Annotated in this window: 19 protein-coding genes and 1 tRNA gene; 13 read left to right on the top strand and 7 right to left on the bottom strand. The window is 68.8% G+C overall.

Annotated elements, in window-relative coordinates:
• Positions 1–328 precede the first annotated feature (328 nt).
• Together C3E79_RS00885 and C3E79_RS00890 are read right to left on the bottom strand one after the other, a co-directional pair.
• A tRNA-Pro gene (locus C3E79_RS00885) sits at positions 329–405 on the bottom strand.
• A 60-nt stretch (positions 406–465) separates the two neighbouring features.
• A complete protein-coding gene (locus tag C3E79_RS00890; RefSeq protein ID WP_108403210.1) occupies positions 466–1359 on the bottom strand; it encodes a metallophosphoesterase in 894 nt (297 codons plus the stop codon).
• A gap of 37 nt (positions 1360–1396) precedes the next feature.
• Between C3E79_RS00890 and C3E79_RS00895 the strand changes: the two genes are divergently transcribed.
• Positions 1397–1846, top strand: coding sequence for a GatB/YqeY domain-containing protein (locus tag C3E79_RS00895; protein WP_108403211.1), 450 nt, complete (start codon positions 1397–1399; stop codon positions 1844–1846).
• Between the two features lie 8 nt (positions 1847–1854).
• Here the strand turns inward: C3E79_RS00895 and C3E79_RS00900 are convergent, their stop codons facing one another.
• On the bottom strand, positions 1855–4227 hold the full coding sequence (locus C3E79_RS00900; RefSeq protein ID WP_108403212.1) for a transglycosylase domain-containing protein: 2373 nt from the start codon (positions 4225–4227) through the stop codon (positions 1855–1857).
• Between the two features lie 158 nt (positions 4228–4385).
• Here C3E79_RS00900 and C3E79_RS00905 point away from each other — a divergent pair, with 158 nt between their 5' ends.
• From C3E79_RS00905 to C3E79_RS00915, 4 genes are read left to right on the top strand one after another with little or no spacing between them, the layout of a single operon-like run.
• A complete protein-coding gene (locus C3E79_RS00905; protein ID WP_108403213.1) occupies positions 4386–4736 on the top strand; it encodes a WhiB family transcriptional regulator in 351 nt (116 codons plus the stop codon).
• A gap of 17 nt (positions 4737–4753) precedes the next feature.
• Positions 4754–4906: a Sp36 family protein gene (gene sp36 / locus C3E79_RS11255; protein ID WP_146183430.1), complete on the top strand. Its 153-nt coding sequence runs from the start codon at positions 4754–4756 to the stop codon at positions 4904–4906.
• Between the two features lie 3 nt (positions 4907–4909).
• Positions 4910–5371, top strand: coding sequence for a RidA family protein (locus C3E79_RS00910; protein WP_108403214.1), 462 nt, complete (start codon positions 4910–4912; stop codon positions 5369–5371).
• A 10-nt stretch (positions 5372–5381) separates the two neighbouring features.
• Complete coding sequence (locus C3E79_RS00915; protein WP_108403215.1) at positions 5382–6194, top strand: MBL fold metallo-hydrolase; 813 nt, start codon at positions 5382–5384, stop codon at positions 6192–6194.
• Here the strand turns inward: C3E79_RS00915 and glxR are convergent.
• The gene (glxR, locus tag C3E79_RS00920; protein WP_108403216.1) at positions 6191–6874 is read right to left on the bottom strand and encodes a CRP-like cAMP-activated global transcriptional regulator GlxR; all 684 of its coding nucleotides are present in this window, start codon (positions 6872–6874) and stop codon (positions 6191–6193) included. The two genes, C3E79_RS00915 and glxR, sit on opposite strands and share 4 nt — an antisense overlap.
• Before the next feature lie 220 nt (positions 6875–7094).
• Between glxR and nth the strand changes: the two genes are divergently transcribed.
• The 4 genes from nth to C3E79_RS00940 are packed head-to-tail and all read left to right on the top strand — an operon-like array spanning position 7095 to position 10348.
• A complete protein-coding gene (nth, locus tag C3E79_RS00925) occupies positions 7095–7904 on the top strand; it encodes an endonuclease III (protein WP_108403217.1) in 810 nt (269 codons plus the stop codon).
• A 3-nt stretch (positions 7905–7907) separates the two neighbouring features.
• Complete coding sequence (locus C3E79_RS00930) at positions 7908–8462, top strand: TlpA family protein disulfide reductase (RefSeq protein WP_412778879.1); 555 nt, start codon at positions 7908–7910, stop codon at positions 8460–8462.
• Entirely contained in the window at positions 8463–9128 is a 666-nt protein-coding gene (locus C3E79_RS00935; protein WP_108403218.1) for an NUDIX hydrolase, read from the top strand.
• A 44-nt stretch (positions 9129–9172) separates the two neighbouring features.
• Positions 9173–10348 carry a MarP family serine protease gene (locus C3E79_RS00940; RefSeq protein WP_108403219.1) on the top strand — a complete coding sequence of 392 codons (1176 nt, stop codon included), beginning with the start codon at positions 9173–9175 and terminating at the stop codon, positions 10346–10348.
• Here the strand turns inward: C3E79_RS00940 and C3E79_RS00945 are convergent.
• The 3 genes from C3E79_RS00945 to C3E79_RS00955 all read right to left on the bottom strand — a co-directional run bounded on the left by C3E79_RS00945 (position 10345) and on the right by C3E79_RS00955 (position 12740).
• Positions 10345–11160 carry an alpha/beta fold hydrolase gene (locus tag C3E79_RS00945; RefSeq protein WP_235840728.1) on the bottom strand — a complete coding sequence of 272 codons (816 nt, stop codon included), beginning with the start codon at positions 11158–11160 and terminating at the stop codon, positions 10345–10347. The genes C3E79_RS00940 and C3E79_RS00945 overlap by 4 nt on opposite strands.
• Positions 11161–11270: 110 nt before the next feature.
• On the bottom strand, positions 11271–11831 hold the full coding sequence (locus C3E79_RS00950) for a phage holin family protein (protein ID WP_108403221.1): 561 nt from the start codon (positions 11829–11831) through the stop codon (positions 11271–11273).
• 96 nt (positions 11832–11927) lie between these two features.
• Complete coding sequence (locus tag C3E79_RS00955) at positions 11928–12740, bottom strand: HAD family hydrolase (RefSeq protein ID WP_235840727.1); 813 nt, start codon at positions 12738–12740, stop codon at positions 11928–11930.
• Between the two features lie 390 nt (positions 12741–13130).
• On the opposite strand from C3E79_RS00955, the gene ssd reads away from it, so the two are divergent.
• From ssd to C3E79_RS00975, 4 genes are read left to right on the top strand one after another with little or no spacing between them, the layout of a single operon-like run.
• A complete protein-coding gene (gene ssd / locus C3E79_RS00960; protein ID WP_108403223.1) occupies positions 13131–14171 on the top strand; it encodes a septum site-determining protein Ssd in 1041 nt (346 codons plus the stop codon).
• Between the two features lie 2 nt (positions 14172–14173).
• Positions 14174–15313: a TadA family conjugal transfer-associated ATPase gene (locus tag C3E79_RS00965; RefSeq protein WP_108404989.1), complete on the top strand. Its 1140-nt coding sequence runs from the start codon at positions 14174–14176 to the stop codon at positions 15311–15313.
• Positions 15310–16098: a type II secretion system F family protein gene (locus C3E79_RS00970; protein ID WP_108403224.1), complete on the top strand. Its 789-nt coding sequence runs from the start codon at positions 15310–15312 to the stop codon at positions 16096–16098. Before C3E79_RS00965 ends, C3E79_RS00970 begins: the two co-directional genes overlap by 4 nt.
• Positions 16095–16679, top strand: coding sequence for a type II secretion system F family protein (locus tag C3E79_RS00975; protein WP_108403225.1), 585 nt, complete (start codon positions 16095–16097; stop codon positions 16677–16679). The genes C3E79_RS00970 and C3E79_RS00975 overlap by 4 nt, the downstream gene beginning before the upstream one ends.
• Positions 16680–16683: the final 4 nt, after the last annotated feature.

The raw sequence follows: 16683 nt of genomic DNA on the forward strand, positions 1-16683 counted from the left end.
GCCCACAACAGTTGCGGTTTACCCCGAGATCCGATGCGATTGCGTAGATCGTGGCTCTGAAAGTCGGCTCGTACAACGTGGCTGCGTCACGCTTATATAGGTCTTGCGTACCATGGTGGATGAGGTACGTCCCCGCTCCCAGCGGGGTGCCGGTTTCAGTGTGTCCACCTTCAGGGGGGCAGGTCCAGGTTCACACGCGCGTTTAGGCGTGCCCACATTTCCGCGCACTTTGTCGCACCTTACCGCATGGGACCTGCGTGTTTCCCAACTGGGAAAAACCCCTGCTCGCCACCTGTTTGCGCAGGTGAGGCAGGGGTTCGTGTCTGCATGGTCGGGATAACAGGATTTGAACCTGCGACCTCTTCGTCCCGAACGAAGCGCGCTACCAAGCTGCGCCATATCCCGGCGTACGCGATGTACTTGGGATAGATTACTCTAGGCGCTATTGCGTGCCAAAACGCCTGCTCAGGACGAGCGCTCCGTGACCTCGATGAGGGAGGCCGACGGGCGGCAGAAGAAGCGGAGGGGGGCGTACTTTGAGGTTCCGAGCCCGTTGGAGACCTCCATCCACATCTTCCCGTAGCGGTGCAGGCCGGATGCGCGCTGGCGGTCGATATCGGAGTTGGTGACTAAGGCCCGCCCGCCAGGCAGGCAGATTTGCCCGCCGTGGGTGTGCCCGGCGAGCGCGAGGTCGTAGCCGTCGGCCTCGAAGGCGGAGAGCACCCGGCGGTAGGGGGCGTGGGCGAGGCCAATGCTCAGGTCGGCTGCCTCGTTAGGGGCACCGGCGACCTCGTCGTAGCGGTCGAGGTCGTGGTGCGGGTCGTCGACACCAGCGAGCGCGAGGCGCAGGCCAGAGGCTTTGAACTCGAGGCGCTTGTGCGTCGCATCGTGCCAGCCGTGCTCGATGAAGGCGGCGCGCATGCCCTGCCAGGGCAGGTCGACGTAGGAGGGCGCGCGCTTGGTGTCAGTGAGGTACTTCAGCGGGTTGACCGGCCGCGGGGCCCAGTAGTCGTTGGTGCCGAAGACGAACGCGCCGGGGCGATCGAGCAGGGGTCCCAGCGCCTCGAGCACCGCGGGCACGCCGCGCAGGTCGGAGAGGTTATCCCCGGTGTTGATCACGAGGTCGGGGTCTAGTCGATCGAGTGCGCGCACCCACTCGATCTTCTTGCGCTGCCTGGGGATCATGTGCAGGTCGCTGATGTGGAGGATCCTGAAGGGACCACGGCCGCCGAGGGTACCTGGCTCGAGCAGGGGAAGTTGGTATTCCCGCAGTTCAAAGCGGCTCAGCTCGGCGAACCCGTGGCCGGCGGTGGCCGCGCCGAGTGCGGCGAGGCCCAGTGCAATGTGTCGAAGCTTCATCGCACCCTAGGTTACCTCTCGTCTACCCTGGGGAGATATGAGCGAGATGAAAGAGGCGATCCGCGCCGACCTGAAAGAGGCCATGAAGGCCAAGGACAAGACCCGCACGGGCACGATCCGCATGCTGCTCGCGGCGATCCAGGCCGCGGAGACCGAGGGGGCGAAGCACGACGTCACCGACGATGACGTGCTCAAGATCATCGCCCGCGAGATCAAGAAGCGGCGCGAGTCCGCGGAGATCTACGGCTCCAACGGGCGCGAGGACCTCGCGGAGGCCGAGCTCGCGGAGGCGGCAGTGCTCGAGGGCTACCAGCCCGCCCAGCTTGACGACGCCGAGCTGGCCGCACTCGTCGACGAAGCGATCGCGGAGACCGGGGCGGATTCCATGGCGCAGATGGGGGCGGTCATGAAGGCCGCCACCGCGAGGGCCGCGGGCCGGGCGGACGGCAAGCGCCTCTCCGCCGCGGTGAAGGAGCGCCTGGGCTAAGGGCTGAGTTAACGGTTGCGCCCGAAGATGTCCTCGAGCTGGCTGCGGGCGTCGTCAAGCTGGCGCTGAAGCTGCTCGAAGTCGGTCTGTTGCGACGGTTTTGGCGCGCTCGGCCGCGATGGGGAGCCGTCGGAGACGCTAAGCCTCACGAGCGTGCCGGGGGGAAGGTTCGGGTCGGTGGGGGTCGCCGAGATGACGGTGCCGCGCGGCGCGCCGTCGCCGAAGACGGTCTGCAGCACCACCCGCAGACCCTGCCCCTCGAGCTGGCTGCGGGCTTGATCCGTGCTCATGCCTATGACCGTGTCGAGGGCCGCCTGCCGCTTGCCGCGGTCGAACACCGCGCTCGATTCAGGCAGGCCTGCCTCGCGCGCCCCAGGCACCGCGCCCGCCATGCGGAACCATGCCTCGGCCGCCTCGTTGCCGCCGAAGAGCGTGCCCTCAGCGCATTGGCGCACCGGCGCGGTGCACAGGGGCGTGGTCTGGGTGCCGTCGTTGAAGATGTAGGGCGCGCCGGAGAGCGCGCGGTTGAACCCGAAGAACGCGGAGGACTGGTGCGATTCCGTTGTTCCGGTCTTCGCCGCCACCGGCGCGTTCCAGCCCGCTGCGGCCGCCGCGCCGCGCGCAGTGCCGGTCTTGGCGTCTTCGGACATGCCCTGCGCGAGCGAGCTGGCGAGCTCTTTGTCCACCACCTGCTCGCAGGGCGGCCGGTTGATGAAGACCTCGTTGCCGTCTTTGTCGGTGACTTTGGCAATCGGGTTGGGCTCGCACCAGCGTCCGCCCGAGGCCAGTGTCGCGCCGACGTTGGAGAGCTCGAGGGGGTTGACCGCGAGGGGGCCTAAGACGAAGGAACCCATGTTGCCCTCGACGGCGGCCTGCTTGATAGAGCGCTTGCCGTCGAAGGTGCCCTCATCCGCGTACGAGCGGAGCCCGAGGCGCACCGCCATGTCCACGGTGGGTTCGACCCCGAGCTTTTGCACGAGCTCGATAAAGGTGGTGTTCGGGGACTGCGCGAGGGCGTCGCGAAGGGAAAGCTGCGGCTGGTAGCGCCCGGCGTTTTCCACGCAGTACGCTCCGGGCGGGCAGTTCTTTGCGCCGCCTTCGCCCATGCCGTAGACCACGGAGCGCTCCGGGGTATCGAGCATGGTGTCGAGCCCCATGCCCTGCTCGAGCGCGACGGCGGCGGCGAAGATCTTAAACACCGAGCCCGCGCCGTTGCCCACCAGCGAGGACGCCTGCGGCATGATGGTTTGGTTCTGGGCAAGGTCAAGGCCGAAGTAACGTGAGGTGGCCATGGCGGCGATGTCGTGGCTCTCCTCCCCGGGGCGGATGACGTCGAGCACCCCGGCCACCCCAGCGGTAGAGGGGTCGACGCTGGAGCGGATCGCGTTTTCCGCCGCCCGCTGGACCTGCGGATCGAGGGTGGTGGTGATCGTGTAGGAGCCCTTCTCCAGCTCCTCTTGCGGCAGGCCCTTGCCCGCCAGGTAGGTCAGCGCGTAGTCGCAGAGGAAACCGGCGTCGCCCGCGGCCAGGCAGCCATCGGGCAAGAAGTTCGGCTCGGCGAGCGTTCCCAGCGGCTGCGCGCTGAGCTCGTCGGCCTCGGCCTGGGTGATCGACCCGGCGTTGGCCATGTTGTGCAGCACGACATTGCGGCGCTCGGTTGCCCCTTCCGGGTTGGTATACGGGTTGAGGTATTCCACGGACTGCAAAAGGCCGACGAGCAGGGCGGACTCCTTCGGCCCGAGGTCTTTGGCCGGCATGTCGAAGTAGGTCCTGGCGGCGGCTTCGATGCCGAAGGCGTGGTTGCCGAAGGAGACGAGGTTGAGGTAGTTGGTGAGGATCTCGTCCTTCCCCAGGGTCTTATCCAGCTCCGCGGCCATGCGCATCTCCCGCAGCTTGCGAGGGATGGACTGCTCGGTGGCGGCTTGGGCTTCCTCGGTGGTCTCGGCGTCGACGAGCCAGAGGTAGTTCTTCACGTACTGCTGGTTGATGGTGGAGGCACCCTGCTCGACGCCCCCGGCGAGGACATTTGTGACCATCGCGCGGGCGAAGCCTTGGATGTCGACGCCGTCGTGCTCGTAGAACCGGCGGTCCTCGGTGGAGATCAGAGCATCTTTGACGTAGGGCGAGATCTGTTCGCTGGGCACCTCGTAGCGGCGCTGCGAGAAGACCCAGGCGAGGGGAGTGCCCTCGACGTCGGTAATGGTGGTCACGCCGGGCATGTGGCCGTCGGCAATATCGGAGAGGTTTGAGCGCATCGTCTCGTCCGTCCGCGCGACCGCCACCCCGCCTAGCCCCGCGATGGGGGCAAGGCACAGCGCGATGGCGAGGCCCGCGGCGGCGATCGCGGCGAGGAGCTTCCCTAGCGAAGTGAGTGCTGACACCCCCTTACCCTAAACCACCGCTGCGGGGCGGGGGAATCCCCAATCCCCCCGATTTATGTGACCCATTCGACAGTTATGGTCGGATGTGAATACACTTACAGACACAAGTTAGTTCCATTGGGAAAAATATTTCCCTGCCGAGCCTTAGAGGAGACGTCATGACGGCAACGCTGGGCCGCCACCTATACGGGTCGGATTCGGCCCCCGCATCGAATTTCGCCGGCCAAGGCGGTTTCGACCGTGGAGAATGGGTCACCCAGGCCACCTGCCGTTCGGGGGATCCAGACGCGCTGTTCGTGCGCGGCGCCGAGCAGCGCAAGGCCGCCGTCATCTGCCGCCGATGCCCCGTAGCGCTCGAGTGCCTCGCCGACGCGCTGGATAACCGCATCGAGTTCGGCGTGTGGGGAGGGCTCACGGAGCGTCAGCGCCGCGCTGTGTTGCGGAAGAACCCCCACGTCACGAACTGGGCTACCCACCTGGCCAGTGGCGGCGAGGTTGTCGGCCTTTAGCGGGTAGGGTATGGCCCATGACAACATGGGAATACGCCACCGTGCCGCTTTTGACACACGCCACTAAGCAGATCCTCGATACCTGGGGCGAAGACGGGTGGGAGCTCGTCACCGTCACCCCGGGGCCGAGCCCGGAAAACCTCGTCGCCTACATGAAGCGCGAGGTCTAAGGTATGGCCAGCACCGTCAGCGAAAAGCTCGCCGAGCTCGGCATCTCCTTGCCTGAAGTCGCCGCTCCCCTGGCTGCCTACGTCCCCGCGACGAGGGTGGGCAACCAGGTGTGGACGTCCGGACAGCTCCCGCTTGTCGACGCCACGTTGCCCGCCGCCGGCAAAGTCGGTGCGGAGATCACCGAGGAGCAGGCCTACGACCTCGCGCGCACCGCGTGCCTCAACGCGCTGGCCGCGGTCGACAGCGTCGTCGGCATCGACAACGTCACGCGCGTGGTCAGGGTTGTCGGCTACGTCGCCTCCGCCCCCGGGTTCACAGGGCAGCCTCAGGTGGTCAACGGCGCGAGCGAGCTCATCGGGGAGATCTTCGGTGAAGACGGCGCGCACGTGCGCTCCGCAGTCGGCGTTGCCGTGCTCCCGATCGACGCGCCCGTAGAGATCGAGCTCGTCGTCGAAGCGCGCTAAGCTGGCAGGTATGGAGCACCCCGCTTACAGCCAACTGCGCCCCGTTACCCCCTCCGCTGCCGTCGTGTTGTGCCCGAACCCGAGCTACGCAGCGCTCGAGGGTACGAACTCCTGGGTCATCCGCGCCCCGGGGGATGAATGCAGCATCGTGGTCGACCCCGGCCCCGAAGACGAAGGCCACCTCAACGTCTTGAGCGCCAAGGCCGATAAGGTCGCGCTCATCTTGCTCACTCACCGCCACTACGACCACGCCGACGGCGCCGCGCGGTTCCGCCAGCTCACCGGCGCGCCGATCCGCGCCATCGATCCCCAGTATTGCGCCGGGGCCGAGCCAATTGTCGATGGCGAGGTCTTAGCCCTCGACGGGCTGACCCCGCAGGTCGCAGTCGCGGCGACGCCCGGGCACACCGCGGACTCGGCGAGCTTCTTCGTGTTCACGGGCGAGGCGTGGGGCTCAGAGCTTGAGGGCATCGTCACCGGCGATACCATCGCCGGGCGCCACACCACGATGATCTCCGAGACGGACGGGGACCTCGGTGCCTACCTGGAGACGCTGACCATGCTGGAGGAGAAGGGCAGCGGGGTGCGACTCTTGCCGGGCCACGGGCCCGACGGGGAGGACACCTCGGCGTTCGCCCGCAAGTACATCGACCGGCGGACCCTGCGCCTCGAGCAGCTGCGCGAGGCGCTGCAGGCCCACGGCTATGACGCGGACATCAATACCCTGGTTAATGCCATCTACGACGACGTCGATCCCGTCCTCCGCGGCGCCGCGGAGCAATCCACCCGGGTCGCGCTGCGCTACATCCGCAACGGCGGTTAGCGCGCGCGCCGGGCGAGGTGCTCGGTATCGACGATGAGCACGCTTTTGCCCTCGAGGCGGATCCAGCCGCGGTGCGCGAAGGTCGCGAGGGCCTTGTTTACGGTCTCGCGGGAGGCGCCGACGAGCTGGGCGATTTCCTCCTGCGTGAGGTCGTGGTTAACGCGCAGCGCTCCGCCTTCCTGGGTGCCGAAGCGGTTCGCTAGCTGCAGCAGTGTCTTGGCCACGCGCCCGGGGACGTCGGTGAAGATGAGGTCCGCCAGCGTCGCGTTCGTGCGGCGCAAGCGACGGGCGAGCACGCGCAGGAGTTGCTGCGAGATCTCGGGGTAGCTCTCGATCCACGTGCGCAGCGCGTTCGAGTTCATCGTCGCGGCGGTGACCTCGGTGACGCAAACGGCCGAAGACGTGCGCGGGCCCGGGTCGAAGATGGAGAGTTCGCCGAACATGTCGGATGGGCCCATGACGGAGAGCAGGTTCTCACGGCCGTCGGAGGCGTGGCGGGCAAGCTTTACCTTGCCTTCGATGATGATGTAGAGCTCGTCTCCGGGCTCGCCTTCCTCGAAGATCGTCGTCCCCCGCGGGAAGTGGACCTTTTTCATCTCGCCGATGAGCGCTGTCACCGCATCGGCCTCGACACCCTGAAAAATCCCTGCTCGGGCGAGAATGTCGAATTCGCCTTCCATGAAACCTCCTACGGTGAAGCCACTTTTTACTGCGACTACCGTACCACCGATGTGGGAGGTGCGTCACAGTATCCGCGTGTAACTACTGAGAGAACAGCCTTGATTCCACCCATTCCATGCCGATGGCGAAGGAGCCGAGGATGACGGGAACGAGCGCTACCAGGAGAACTGTCATAGTAGACATGCTAGTGGGTTGCGGGGGAGCACTATAGTTGCACGTATGACGAAAACCACGGTGGCTTCTCTCACGCCGCAGCGCCACCGTCGGCCGGGTTCACACCCCGCTGCCGTCGGCTCCGAGACGAACCTTGGGCGCACGCGGCGCGCCCGACGCATCAATCGGACCCTCACGGTGGTCTTTCCCGATGCGCACGCCGAGCTCGATTTCACCAACCCGCTCGAACTCCTCGTCGCCACCGTCTTGAGCGCCCAGACCACCGACGTGCGGGTCAACCAGGTCACCCCCGCCCTCTTCGCCCGCTACCGCAGCGCGGCAGACTACGCCGCGGCGAGTCCGGCTGATATCGAGGAGATCATCCGGCCGACCGGCTTCTACCGCGCCAAGGCGGCCAACCTCATCGGGCTCGGGCGGGCGCTGTGCGACCGCTTCGGCGGTGAGGTGCCCACCGCGCTCGAGGACCTCGTCACGCTGCCCGGTGTGGGGCGCAAGACGGCCCACGTCGTGCGGGGCAACGCCTTTGGCAAGCCGGGCCTGACCGTGGATACCCACTTCCAGCGGCTCGTGCGCCGGCTCAGGCTGACCACCGAGAGCGATCCCGTGGCGATAGAGCGCGCTATCGGGGTGCTCATTGAGAAGCGGGAGTGGACGATGTTTTCCCACCGGATCATCTTTCTTGGTCGGCGCGTGTGCCACGCTCGCACCCCCGCCTGCGGGGCGTGCCCCCTCGCCTACGACTGCCCGTCCTTCGGGGTGGACGGGCCGACCGAGCCCGCCCCGGCCGCGAAGCGGGTCACGGGCCCGGAGCGCGAGGACATCCTGGCTTTCGTACAGGCGGGGGAGGGGCAGTAGTAGGTGAACAAGCCGATCACCCTTGGGCTCGCAGCGGCCGCCGTGGGTACCCTCATCGTGCTCGCCGGTGTCTTCGCCATGCTCGGCCGGGGAAGCGGGGGCGATGAGGCGTCGATAAGCGAGGTGCCCAGCGCCGTCGAGATCGCGCGCCCCGCCTGCCCCGGGCCGACCATCGGCGGGGTCTCGCTCGACTGCCTTGGCGGCGAGACCGGGCCCGCACCCGAGGGCGTGACCGTGGTCAACGTGTGGGCCTGGTGGTGCGAGCCCTGCCGCGGCGAGCTTCCCGTGATCGAGCGCTACGCCGCGGAGAACCCCCAGGTCAACGTCGTCGGCGTCCACGCAGACCCCGCGGGGTCGAAGGGGGCCGCGCTGCTCGAGGACCTGGGGGTGGGCCTGCCGAGCTACCAGGATCCGGACAACTCGTTCGCCGGCACGCTCGGGCTTCCCGGCGTCGTGCCGCTGACCGTCGTGCTGCGCGGCGACGAGCAGCTCGGTGTCTTCCCCCGGGTCTTCCACTCGTCGGCCGAGCTCGCGCAGGCCGTCGGGGCGATGAGTTAGATGGCCGATATTGCGCTGCGCCCCGAGCTCGCCCCGGCCTGGCTCGCCACCATGCTCGACGGCCTCCGTCCCGGAGCGTGGCCGCGGCGGCGCGCCCCCCGCCCGGGTACTCCCGATCAGGCCGCTGTGCTCATGGCGTTGACGGGCGCGAGCGCGGCCGAGGCGAAAATCCTGCTTACCCACCGCGCGCCGACGCTGCGCAGCCACTCCGGCCAGATGGCGTTTCCGGGCGGGCACATCGATCCCGGAGACGGCGGGCCGGTCGAGGCGGCGCTGCGCGAAGCGTGGGAGGAAACCGGCCTCGAGCCCGCCCGCGTCACTCCGCTCGCCTCGCTCCCATCCGTCGTCACTGGCGGCAGCGGCCGGGTGGTGCGCCCGATCCTCGCCTACGCGGCGCAGCCGGGCCAGCCCTACCCGGCGAGCCCGGCGGAGACCGACGACGTCTTCTTCGCCGCGGTGAGCGACCTGCTCGACCCCGCCTGCCGCCTCGAGGTCGGGTTCGCGGGCTTCCACGGCCCGGCCTTTCGCACCCACGGCTACCTGGTCTGGGGATTTACGGGCATGCTTATCGACGCCCTTTTTACCGCCGCAGGCTGGCAAAGCGACTACGACACTACCGTCGTTCCCCTGGGCCGGGCCTTGGAGGGCACCCGCAACGGCGAGTAGAATAACCCGGATATCGGGAGAGCTTGTGAGGGAGTACTAACGCGTTGGAGCCCGCCATTATCGTCGACGCAATCTTGGCCGCCGCGCTCGTCGCCGCGTGGATCAGCGGCTGGCGCCAGGGGGCACTAGGCGCGATCCTGTCCATGGTGGGAGTGCTCTCCGGCCTCATCGTCGGGCTCGCCGTGGCCCCCGCGCTGGTCAACCTCTCCACGCAGCGCGCCGGAAAACTAGCGATTCTCCTCGCCGTCGTCGTGTTGTTCGTGAGCATGGGCAACTTCGTCGGCCGCATCGTCGGCGCCCGGGTGCGCCGCGGCGGGGTGTTCGATTCCATCCTGGGAGCGCTGGTCCAGGCGGCAGCGGTAGCGCTGGTGCTGTGGTTTATCTCCCTCCCGCTCGCCTCCACCGCGCCAGGCAAGGTGGGGCAGGGCATCCGCCAATCCGCGATCCTCGGGGTAATCGACTCCCTCGCGCCCGCCCCCCTCGAATCGGTCCCGGCCCGGCTCGCCGCCCTCATCAGCGAATCCGGCCTGCCCCCGCTGGTTTCCCCGTTCGCTACCCCGGTGGGACAGCAGGTCGACGCTCCGAGCAGTGCGGCGATCGACGCGGAGGTCGTGGCCGCGGTGCGCCCCAGCGTCGTCCACGTGATGGGCGAGGCCGGGGTGTGCGGGCGCCGGTTGATGGGATCGGGCTTCGTGGCGGCGCAGGACTACGTGGTCACCAACGCGCACGTCGTCGCCGGCACGCAGACCGTGAGCCTGGATACGGTCTTAGGAGTCAAAGCGGCCGTTGTGGTCTACTACAACCCGGACGTTGATATCGCCGTGCTCCACTCCCCAGGCCTCGGGCTCGATCCCATCGCTGCGGCGGAAGGCGAGCTTGCCGCGGGCGACGACGCCGCGGTTATGGGCTACCCCCACTCGGGCCCCTTCGAGGCCACCCCGGCGCGCGTGCGCAGCCGCATCACGATCGCGGGGCCCGACATCTACGCCACTGGGCGGGTCGAGCGCGAAGCCTACACCCTGCGCGGCACCATCCGCCAGGGCAATTCTGGCGGCCCGCTCCTCACCCCCCGCGGCGAGGTCGCCGGGGTGATCTTCGGCGCCTCGGTCGACTCCGAGGAGACGGGCTACGCGCTGACCTGGCGCCAGGTCGCCGGCGTGGTGGGGAGGTTCGAAAACCTCACCGCACCGGTGGACACACAGGCCTGCGTCGTCGGCTAGCTGCGCGCGGCGAAAGCGGCGACGACATCGACGAAGGCCGCCGGGTCTTCCACGTGCGGCAGGTTTTTGGCCGTGGGGATGGAAACCTGGGCGTAGCTCGAGGTGGTCCGGGCGCGCTGGGAGGCGTCGATCCGCGCCCACATGCTCTGCTCGGGGCGGATGGCCAGGACCGGCGCGGTGATCTTAGCCCCGCGCGGGCTTGGGGCGTCGGTGAGGAGGCGAGAGTTTACGACGCTGTGGCTAAAGGCGTTATCGATCGAGGCTGCGGTGCAGCGCAGCTCGAGGGTGCGGGAGAAGCACTCACTGCGTTGGAAGGGCGGGGCCGTGTTCGCGCGGAGGTCGCGGCGGTAGGCGCGCCGACGAGCCGCTTCGAAGGGCTCGAGGACGGCCGGGGGCAGGTGGCTCACGGCGATGCGCCCAATTGTCGGGCCACACTCCCAGGGGCGCGCCAGCGCGGCGGCCCGCAGCTCCGCCGGGTGGGCCGCGGAGACGGTGACGATCTTGGACACCACCTCGGGGTAGGTCTCGGCGGCAACCCAGGCGACGGCACCGCCCGTGTCTGCGCCGAGGACGGTGGCGTCTTTGTGCCCCAGCGCCGCGACCGCGCCCTTGACGTCGCCCACCGCGACGAGCATGTCGTTGCCGGGCCGCGGCCGGGGCTTATCCGACATGCCGTAGCCGCGCATGTCGATGGCCGCGACGTGGAAACCTCGGGCCGCTAGGGGCGCGATGACGTCGCGGAAGTCGAACCACCCCCCGAACGTGCCGTGGAGCAGCATGATCAGGGGGTCGCTGGGGGCGCCCGCGCTCACGGCGTGGAGGCGAATCCCGCGGGTATGGAGGTGGTGGTGAGCGAAATCGCCCCCGAGTTCGACAACGCTTGGGGAAAGCCGCGTGCTGGCCACCGGGGGGGAGGGGGCGCCTAGTTCGTCTTCACAGCCGTAGAGCCGCTGCGCGGGGTGCCCGTCGGGGCGGGGGTGCCGGTGTAGTGGGCGCTGTTATCCTGCGCAAGGTTCTTCTGCGCCTGCCCCGGCACGAGGTTTTTCAGCTCGCCGACCGACTCGATGGTGCGCTCCGGTGCCTTGATGGCGCGGATTTTGCGGAAGCCAACGAACGCCAGGGCGCCGGCGACGGCGATCATCACCGCGAACACAATGAGGAAAGCCGCCCACCACGGCATCCACAGGTGGAGCAGCGCGGCGAGGAAGAAGAAGAAAAAGAAGCTAGAGTACAGCGCGATGACGCCTGCTGCGGCGAAGAGCCCGCCCCCGAGCGCGCCCTTCTTCACTTCCCCCAGCACCTCAGTCTTCGCCAGCTCGACCTCGTTGCGTACGAGGCGGGAGACCTGCTCAGTCGCGTTCGATACGAGGGATCCAATCGAGTCCTGCCCCGGCTGGGTGACGTCCGTATCGCGCAGCGGGATGGAGTCGACCTTGGCGGAAATCGCGGTCGAACCGTTTGTGTAGAGACCCTTGTTGCTCACGTGTTTCTTCCAACCTTCCTCGGTGGCTCCTGCCAAGTTCACTTAACACGACCACAATAGCCTTTTTATGGAACGGTCTCTATCCTAGAGGATCGCCTATGCGCTGCGCCCGTCCCGCTTGAACCGCTGCGCGGCCCACACGCCCGCGCCGAGCAGCGCGGTGACCCCGGCGAGCACGCCCGCCCCGATGCCGACCTCGCGGGCGTTGGGCATCTGGATCAGCGGCTCGGGGTTTTTGAATGTGCGGACCTCCCAGCCCTTCTCCATGGCGTATTTCCGCAGTGCGCGATCCGGGTTGACGGCGATCGGGTGGCCGACCATTTCGAGCATCGGGATGTCCGTGGCGGAATCGGAATACCCGTACGATGCGGCGAGATCGTAGCCGTGCGTGGCGGCGAATTGCGCCACGGCTTCCGCCTTGGCCTCCCCCTTGAGGTAGCGCGTGATCGTGCCGGTGAGCCTGCCCTCGACGACCTCGAGTTCGGTGGCGACGATGAGGTCGACGCCGAGCTCTCGGGCGATCGGCTCGACGAGGATCGCGGGGGAGGCGGAGATAATGATGATGTCGCGCCCGGCCGCCCTGTGCGAGGCGATGAGCTCTCGCGCCTCGGAGTAGATCGCGGGGGTGACCACGCTGTGCATCGTCGTGGTCGTGATGTGGTTGATGTCGCGGACCGACCAACCTGCGGTCATCTGCGCGAGGAGGTCACGGGTGGAATCCATCTGCTCGCTGGTGTGCCCAGTGAGCATGTACGAGGCCTTTGTCCAGTAGATCTCGAGGGCTTCCTGGCGGGTGATGAGGCCGTTGTTGAGGAATTCCTTGCCAAACGCGAAGGCTGACGACGTCGCGATGATCGTCTTGTCCAGGTCGAAGAAGGCTGCGCTCGCCGTGGCCTGATCCGCTGTCATGGGTGCCATTGTAGGCCACTGCGGGCCACCGCTTGGTTGCCTTCTGTGGCTGGTGTGGCCTTAAGGGGTGTGCGGGTGCCTTCACGTGGCTGACGAGGGGTTTCGAAGAAAAATGCGAAAAAGGGGCGTGGCCGTCTTGCATTCGCGTCGCCGCGTGTGAAATAATCGTTCACGCATGGCCCCCATTAAGTGTGTGGCCTGCCCCGGCCCACCCCCCCGAGGCCGGGTTACCGACGGCCCGCGCACACCCCCCCCGAGGCGCGGGCCGTTCCTTATTTCTCCACAGGAAACCCCCGCGTGGATGGTGAAGCGTCACCACACCGCGGAGTTATCCACAGGTTCTGGCGGCGGGCCTTGAGCGAGCGGCGCCTCCGCGCGAGAGTCGTGGGCATGAGAGCACACACCGCGGCGAGCCAGCCGCCGATCCTCGTCGCGATCTCGGACGCCGCGCTGCACACCGAGGCGGTCCACCTCGCCGCGGCGACCGGCCGCCAGGTTATCGACGCCGCCGCCGAGGCACATCCCGCAGCGCTGGCGCGGCACGCCGATACCGCTTACGCCATTCTTATCGACGCCGCATCGAGCGCCCCCCGGCGCCCCCGCCCAGGGGTGTTCCTCGTTGCCGGTAGCGTCGAGACGATCGATGCTGAGCTTGCGGTGTGCCCGCAGGCGCAGGAGGGGTTCGTGCTGCCGGAGCAAGCAGCCGGCCTCTTGCGCGCGCTCGGTTCCCTGGCGCAGCCCCCGCAGGTAGGGAGGGTGCTCTCCGTCGTTGGCACCGCCGGTGGTGCCGGGGCGTCCACGCTCGGGGCGTGCCTGTGCCGGTCCGCCGCGGCGGACCGGGAGCCTGCCCTAGTGGACGCCCACCGCTACTCCGGGGGCATCGATCTCCTACTCGGCATCGAGGCGGCGGTCGGGGCCCGCTGGGGCGAGATCGTGATCGGCGAGGGCACGATCGAGCGGGCGGGGCTGCGCCACGCGCTTCCGTCGACCCCCGACCGGATCGCGGTGCTCACAAGCTCGCGCACGACAATCAACGACCCGTTCGTGCTCGACGCGGGGATGCTGGAGCGGGCGGCCGAGGCGCTCGGCGCGGACGGCTTAACCGTCGTCGACTGTCCGGTGAGCCTGGTCCCGCAGCGCAGCGATGTCGCCGTGCTCGTGGTGCCGGCCGAGGTGAGGGCGGCGGCGAGCGCCGCGCGCATCGCCTCCGAGCTGGCAGCAAAGAGCCTCGACGTCGCCCTCGTGGTGCGCAGGCGCGCCTGGTCCGGCCTGAGCACCGCTGAGGTGGAACGTGTGGCCAAAGAGCCGGTCGTCGCCGAGCTTCCTGAAATCGCCGGGCTCACTCGCCAGGTCGAGACAGCGGGTCTGCCCATACGCTTGCCGCGTCCGTTGGCGCGCGCCGCGGAGGCCGTCCTCGCGGAGGTGGGATGATGGTGGCCCGCGTTGCCGCGCGAGAGGACATTGTGGCGAAGGTCAAGCGGCGCCTCGCCGACGAGCCCGGGGCGGACCCGGCCCGGCTCTCCGCGCTCATCCGGGAGGAAGCCGTCGTGCTCAGCGATGTCGATGTGCTCGAGATTATGCGCGCGCTGCGGGATGAGACGACCGGTGCCGGGCCGCTCGAACCTCTGCTGGCCAGCCCACTGGTTAGCGACATCTGCGTCAACGGGCCGGGCGCCGTCTTCGTGGATCGGGGAGGCGGGCTCGAACGCACGGAGATCACCTTCGCCGCAGACGCGGACGTGCGACGCCTCGCGGCGCGGCTCGCGGCCGGCTGCGGTCGCCGCCTCGACGATGCGCAGCCGTTTTGCGACGGCCACCTCACCCGCGACGATGGCACGCTCGTGCGCTTCCACGCGGTGATCGCCCCGGTGGCGCAGGCGGGGACGTGCATCTCCCTGCGGGTGCTGCGCCGCACCGCGGCGACCTTGAGTCAGCTGCACAACTCCGGTGCGATGGACGCTGAGCGCCTCGCCGCGCTCGCCGGCGTGGTGCGCCGCCGCCGCGCGTTCGTCGTCATCGGCGGGACGGGCGCGGGCAAGACCACGTTGCTCTCGGCGATGCTCGCCGAGGTCGACCCCGCCGAGCGCATCGTCGTCATCGAGGACACGCTCGAGCTTGCGCCCGCACACCCGCACGTTGTCAACCTCACCTCCCGCGCCGCCAACGCTGAGGGTGCGGGGCGGATCGAGCTGAGCGACCTTTTACGCCAGGCGCTGCGGATGAGGCCGGACCGCATCGTCGTCGGGGAGATCCGCGGCGCCGAGGTCGTGGACCTGCTCTCAGCGCTCAACACCGGCCACGACGGCGGGGCTGGGACACTGCATGCCAACTCGATCGAGGAGGTCCCCGCCCGGCTCGAGGCGCTCGCGGCGCTGGGCGGGCTCGATCGCGCCTCCCTCCGCTCCCAGCTTGCGGCCGCGCTCGACGTCATTGTCGTGATGAAGCGGCACCGCGATGGGGCGCGGAGGCTAGACCAGCTCGGCGTCGTGGAGCCGGACCCGCTGCGGGTCAGGGTCGTCTGGGATGCTCGCCGCGGTGAGCTCGACGGCTACCGGGAGGCGTTCGGGTCATGACCGCCTCTGCCATGGCAACAGCCTTAGCCTTAGCGGCCCTCCTCCTCGCCCCGGCTGCCCCCGCCGCCCGCATCGGGGCGATACCGCGCGCCCGCGCAATCCACCCGGGCATCGTTATGGCGGCCGTGTGCGTGGTGGCGCTCGCCGCTGTGGCCGCCGAGCGGCTTTCCGTCGTCGTGGCCGGCGGGGTGGGCGTGGCCACGGTGTGGCGCGCGGGCGAGACCTACCGGGAGGAGAAGCAGCGGGCGCGTAACCAGGACATCGTCGCCGGGTTTCTCGGCCACGTTGTCACCAACCTGCGGGCAGGAAACGCGCTGGCAGCCTCGTGCGAGCACGCGGCCCGCTTCGTCCCCGAGGGGTGCCCCCCACCGCTGGCGGCGGATCTACGGCAGCTCGTTGCCGCCGCCCGCACGGCGACCGCGCCGCGCGAGCTGTGCACCAACGCCGCCACGCCGGAGGTCTCTGAGGTCGCTGCCCTGTGGTCCCTCTCGGCGTCGCGGGGCTTGCCGGTCGCGGACCTGCTCTCCCGCGCCCGGGACCGCATCGATGCCGCCGCGCGGCACCGCGCCGCGACTCGTGCGGCGCTGACTGGGCCGAAGACAACGGCCGTGGTCTTATCCATCCTTCCCCTCGCCGGGGTGGCCATGGGCACCGCCATGGGAGCGCACCCCCTGGGCTTCCTCTTCGGCGGCGGGCTCGGCGGCGCGCTGCTCGTGCTGGGCACAGTGCTGGTGAGCGCGGGGTTCCTCTCCTGCCAGTACATCATTGCGGGGGCGGCGCGATGATCGCCCCGGCGCTGATCTTGGCCGCGGCGGCGCTCCTCGCCACCGGGGTCTCACCCGCGGCTCGACTGGTGGCCGCGAGCGAGCCGAAAATCCCCCGCGCGGGGCCCCGATCGTGGCAGCAGGCTCGCGTAGAGGTTGACGTCCACCGCCTTGCCTCCGATATCTCTCTGTTCGCGGCGTGCTTCCGGGCGGGACTCTCCGTCCCCGCGTCCGCGGAGTCGGTGGCGGATTCCTACGGGGCGACTCCCGAGGCGGACCTCGCCCGCATGTGGCGCAGGGCCGCCGCGTTGGGCGCGCTCGGCGTCGAGCCGGAGAAGGCTTGGGCCGACTTCCACGACGTTCCGGGCGGCGCGGACCTGGCGAGCTTGGTTGCGTTGTCGAACGCGTCTGGCGCGGCGATAGCCGCGGGGTGTGAACGCATCGCGCGGGGGCTCACAGAGGCCGCCGGAGACGCCGCCACCGCCAAGGCGGAGCGCGCCGGGGTGCTCATCAGCATCCCGCTGACCGCCTTTTTCCTACCAGCATTTTTCGTACTCGGACTCATCCCCACGGCAATCAGCCTGGGGTCCACACTGACCTAGAAGG

The organism is Corynebacterium liangguodongii (assembly GCF_003070865.1).
Classification (GTDB): domain Bacteria; phylum Actinomycetota; class Actinomycetes; order Mycobacteriales; family Mycobacteriaceae; genus Corynebacterium; species Corynebacterium liangguodongii.

Excerpts from the sequence above, each read along its gene's own strand:
- C3E79_RS00890 (WP_108403210.1), bottom strand. The coding sequence starts at position 1,359 with ATGAAGCTTCGACACATTGCACTGGGCCTCGCCGCACTCGGCGCGGCC.
- C3E79_RS00895 (WP_108403211.1), top strand. The coding sequence starts at position 1,397 with ATGAGCGAGATGAAAGAGGCGATCCGCGCCGACCTGAAAGAGGCCATG.
- C3E79_RS00905 (WP_108403213.1), top strand. The coding sequence starts at position 4,386 with ATGACGGCAACGCTGGGCCGCCACCTATACGGGTCGGATTCGGCCCCC.
- sp36 (WP_146183430.1), top strand. The coding sequence starts at position 4,754 with ATGACAACATGGGAATACGCCACCGTGCCGCTTTTGACACACGCCACT.
- C3E79_RS00910 (WP_108403214.1), top strand. The coding sequence starts at position 4,910 with ATGGCCAGCACCGTCAGCGAAAAGCTCGCCGAGCTCGGCATCTCCTTG.
- C3E79_RS00915 (WP_108403215.1), top strand. The coding sequence starts at position 5,382 with ATGGAGCACCCCGCTTACAGCCAACTGCGCCCCGTTACCCCCTCCGCT.
- glxR (WP_108403216.1), bottom strand. The coding sequence starts at position 6,874 with ATGGAAGGCGAATTCGACATTCTCGCCCGAGCAGGGATTTTTCAGGGT.
- nth (WP_108403217.1), top strand. The coding sequence starts at position 7,095 with ATGACGAAAACCACGGTGGCTTCTCTCACGCCGCAGCGCCACCGTCGG.
- C3E79_RS00935 (WP_108403218.1), top strand. The coding sequence starts at position 8,463 with ATGGCCGATATTGCGCTGCGCCCCGAGCTCGCCCCGGCCTGGCTCGCC.
- C3E79_RS00955 (WP_235840727.1), bottom strand. The coding sequence starts at position 12,740 with ATGACAGCGGATCAGGCCACGGCGAGCGCAGCCTTCTTCGACCTGGAC.
- ssd (WP_108403223.1), top strand. The coding sequence starts at position 13,131 with ATGAGAGCACACACCGCGGCGAGCCAGCCGCCGATCCTCGTCGCGATC.
- C3E79_RS00970 (WP_108403224.1), top strand. The coding sequence starts at position 15,310 with ATGACCGCCTCTGCCATGGCAACAGCCTTAGCCTTAGCGGCCCTCCTC.
- C3E79_RS00975 (WP_108403225.1), top strand. The coding sequence starts at position 16,095 with ATGATCGCCCCGGCGCTGATCTTGGCCGCGGCGGCGCTCCTCGCCACC.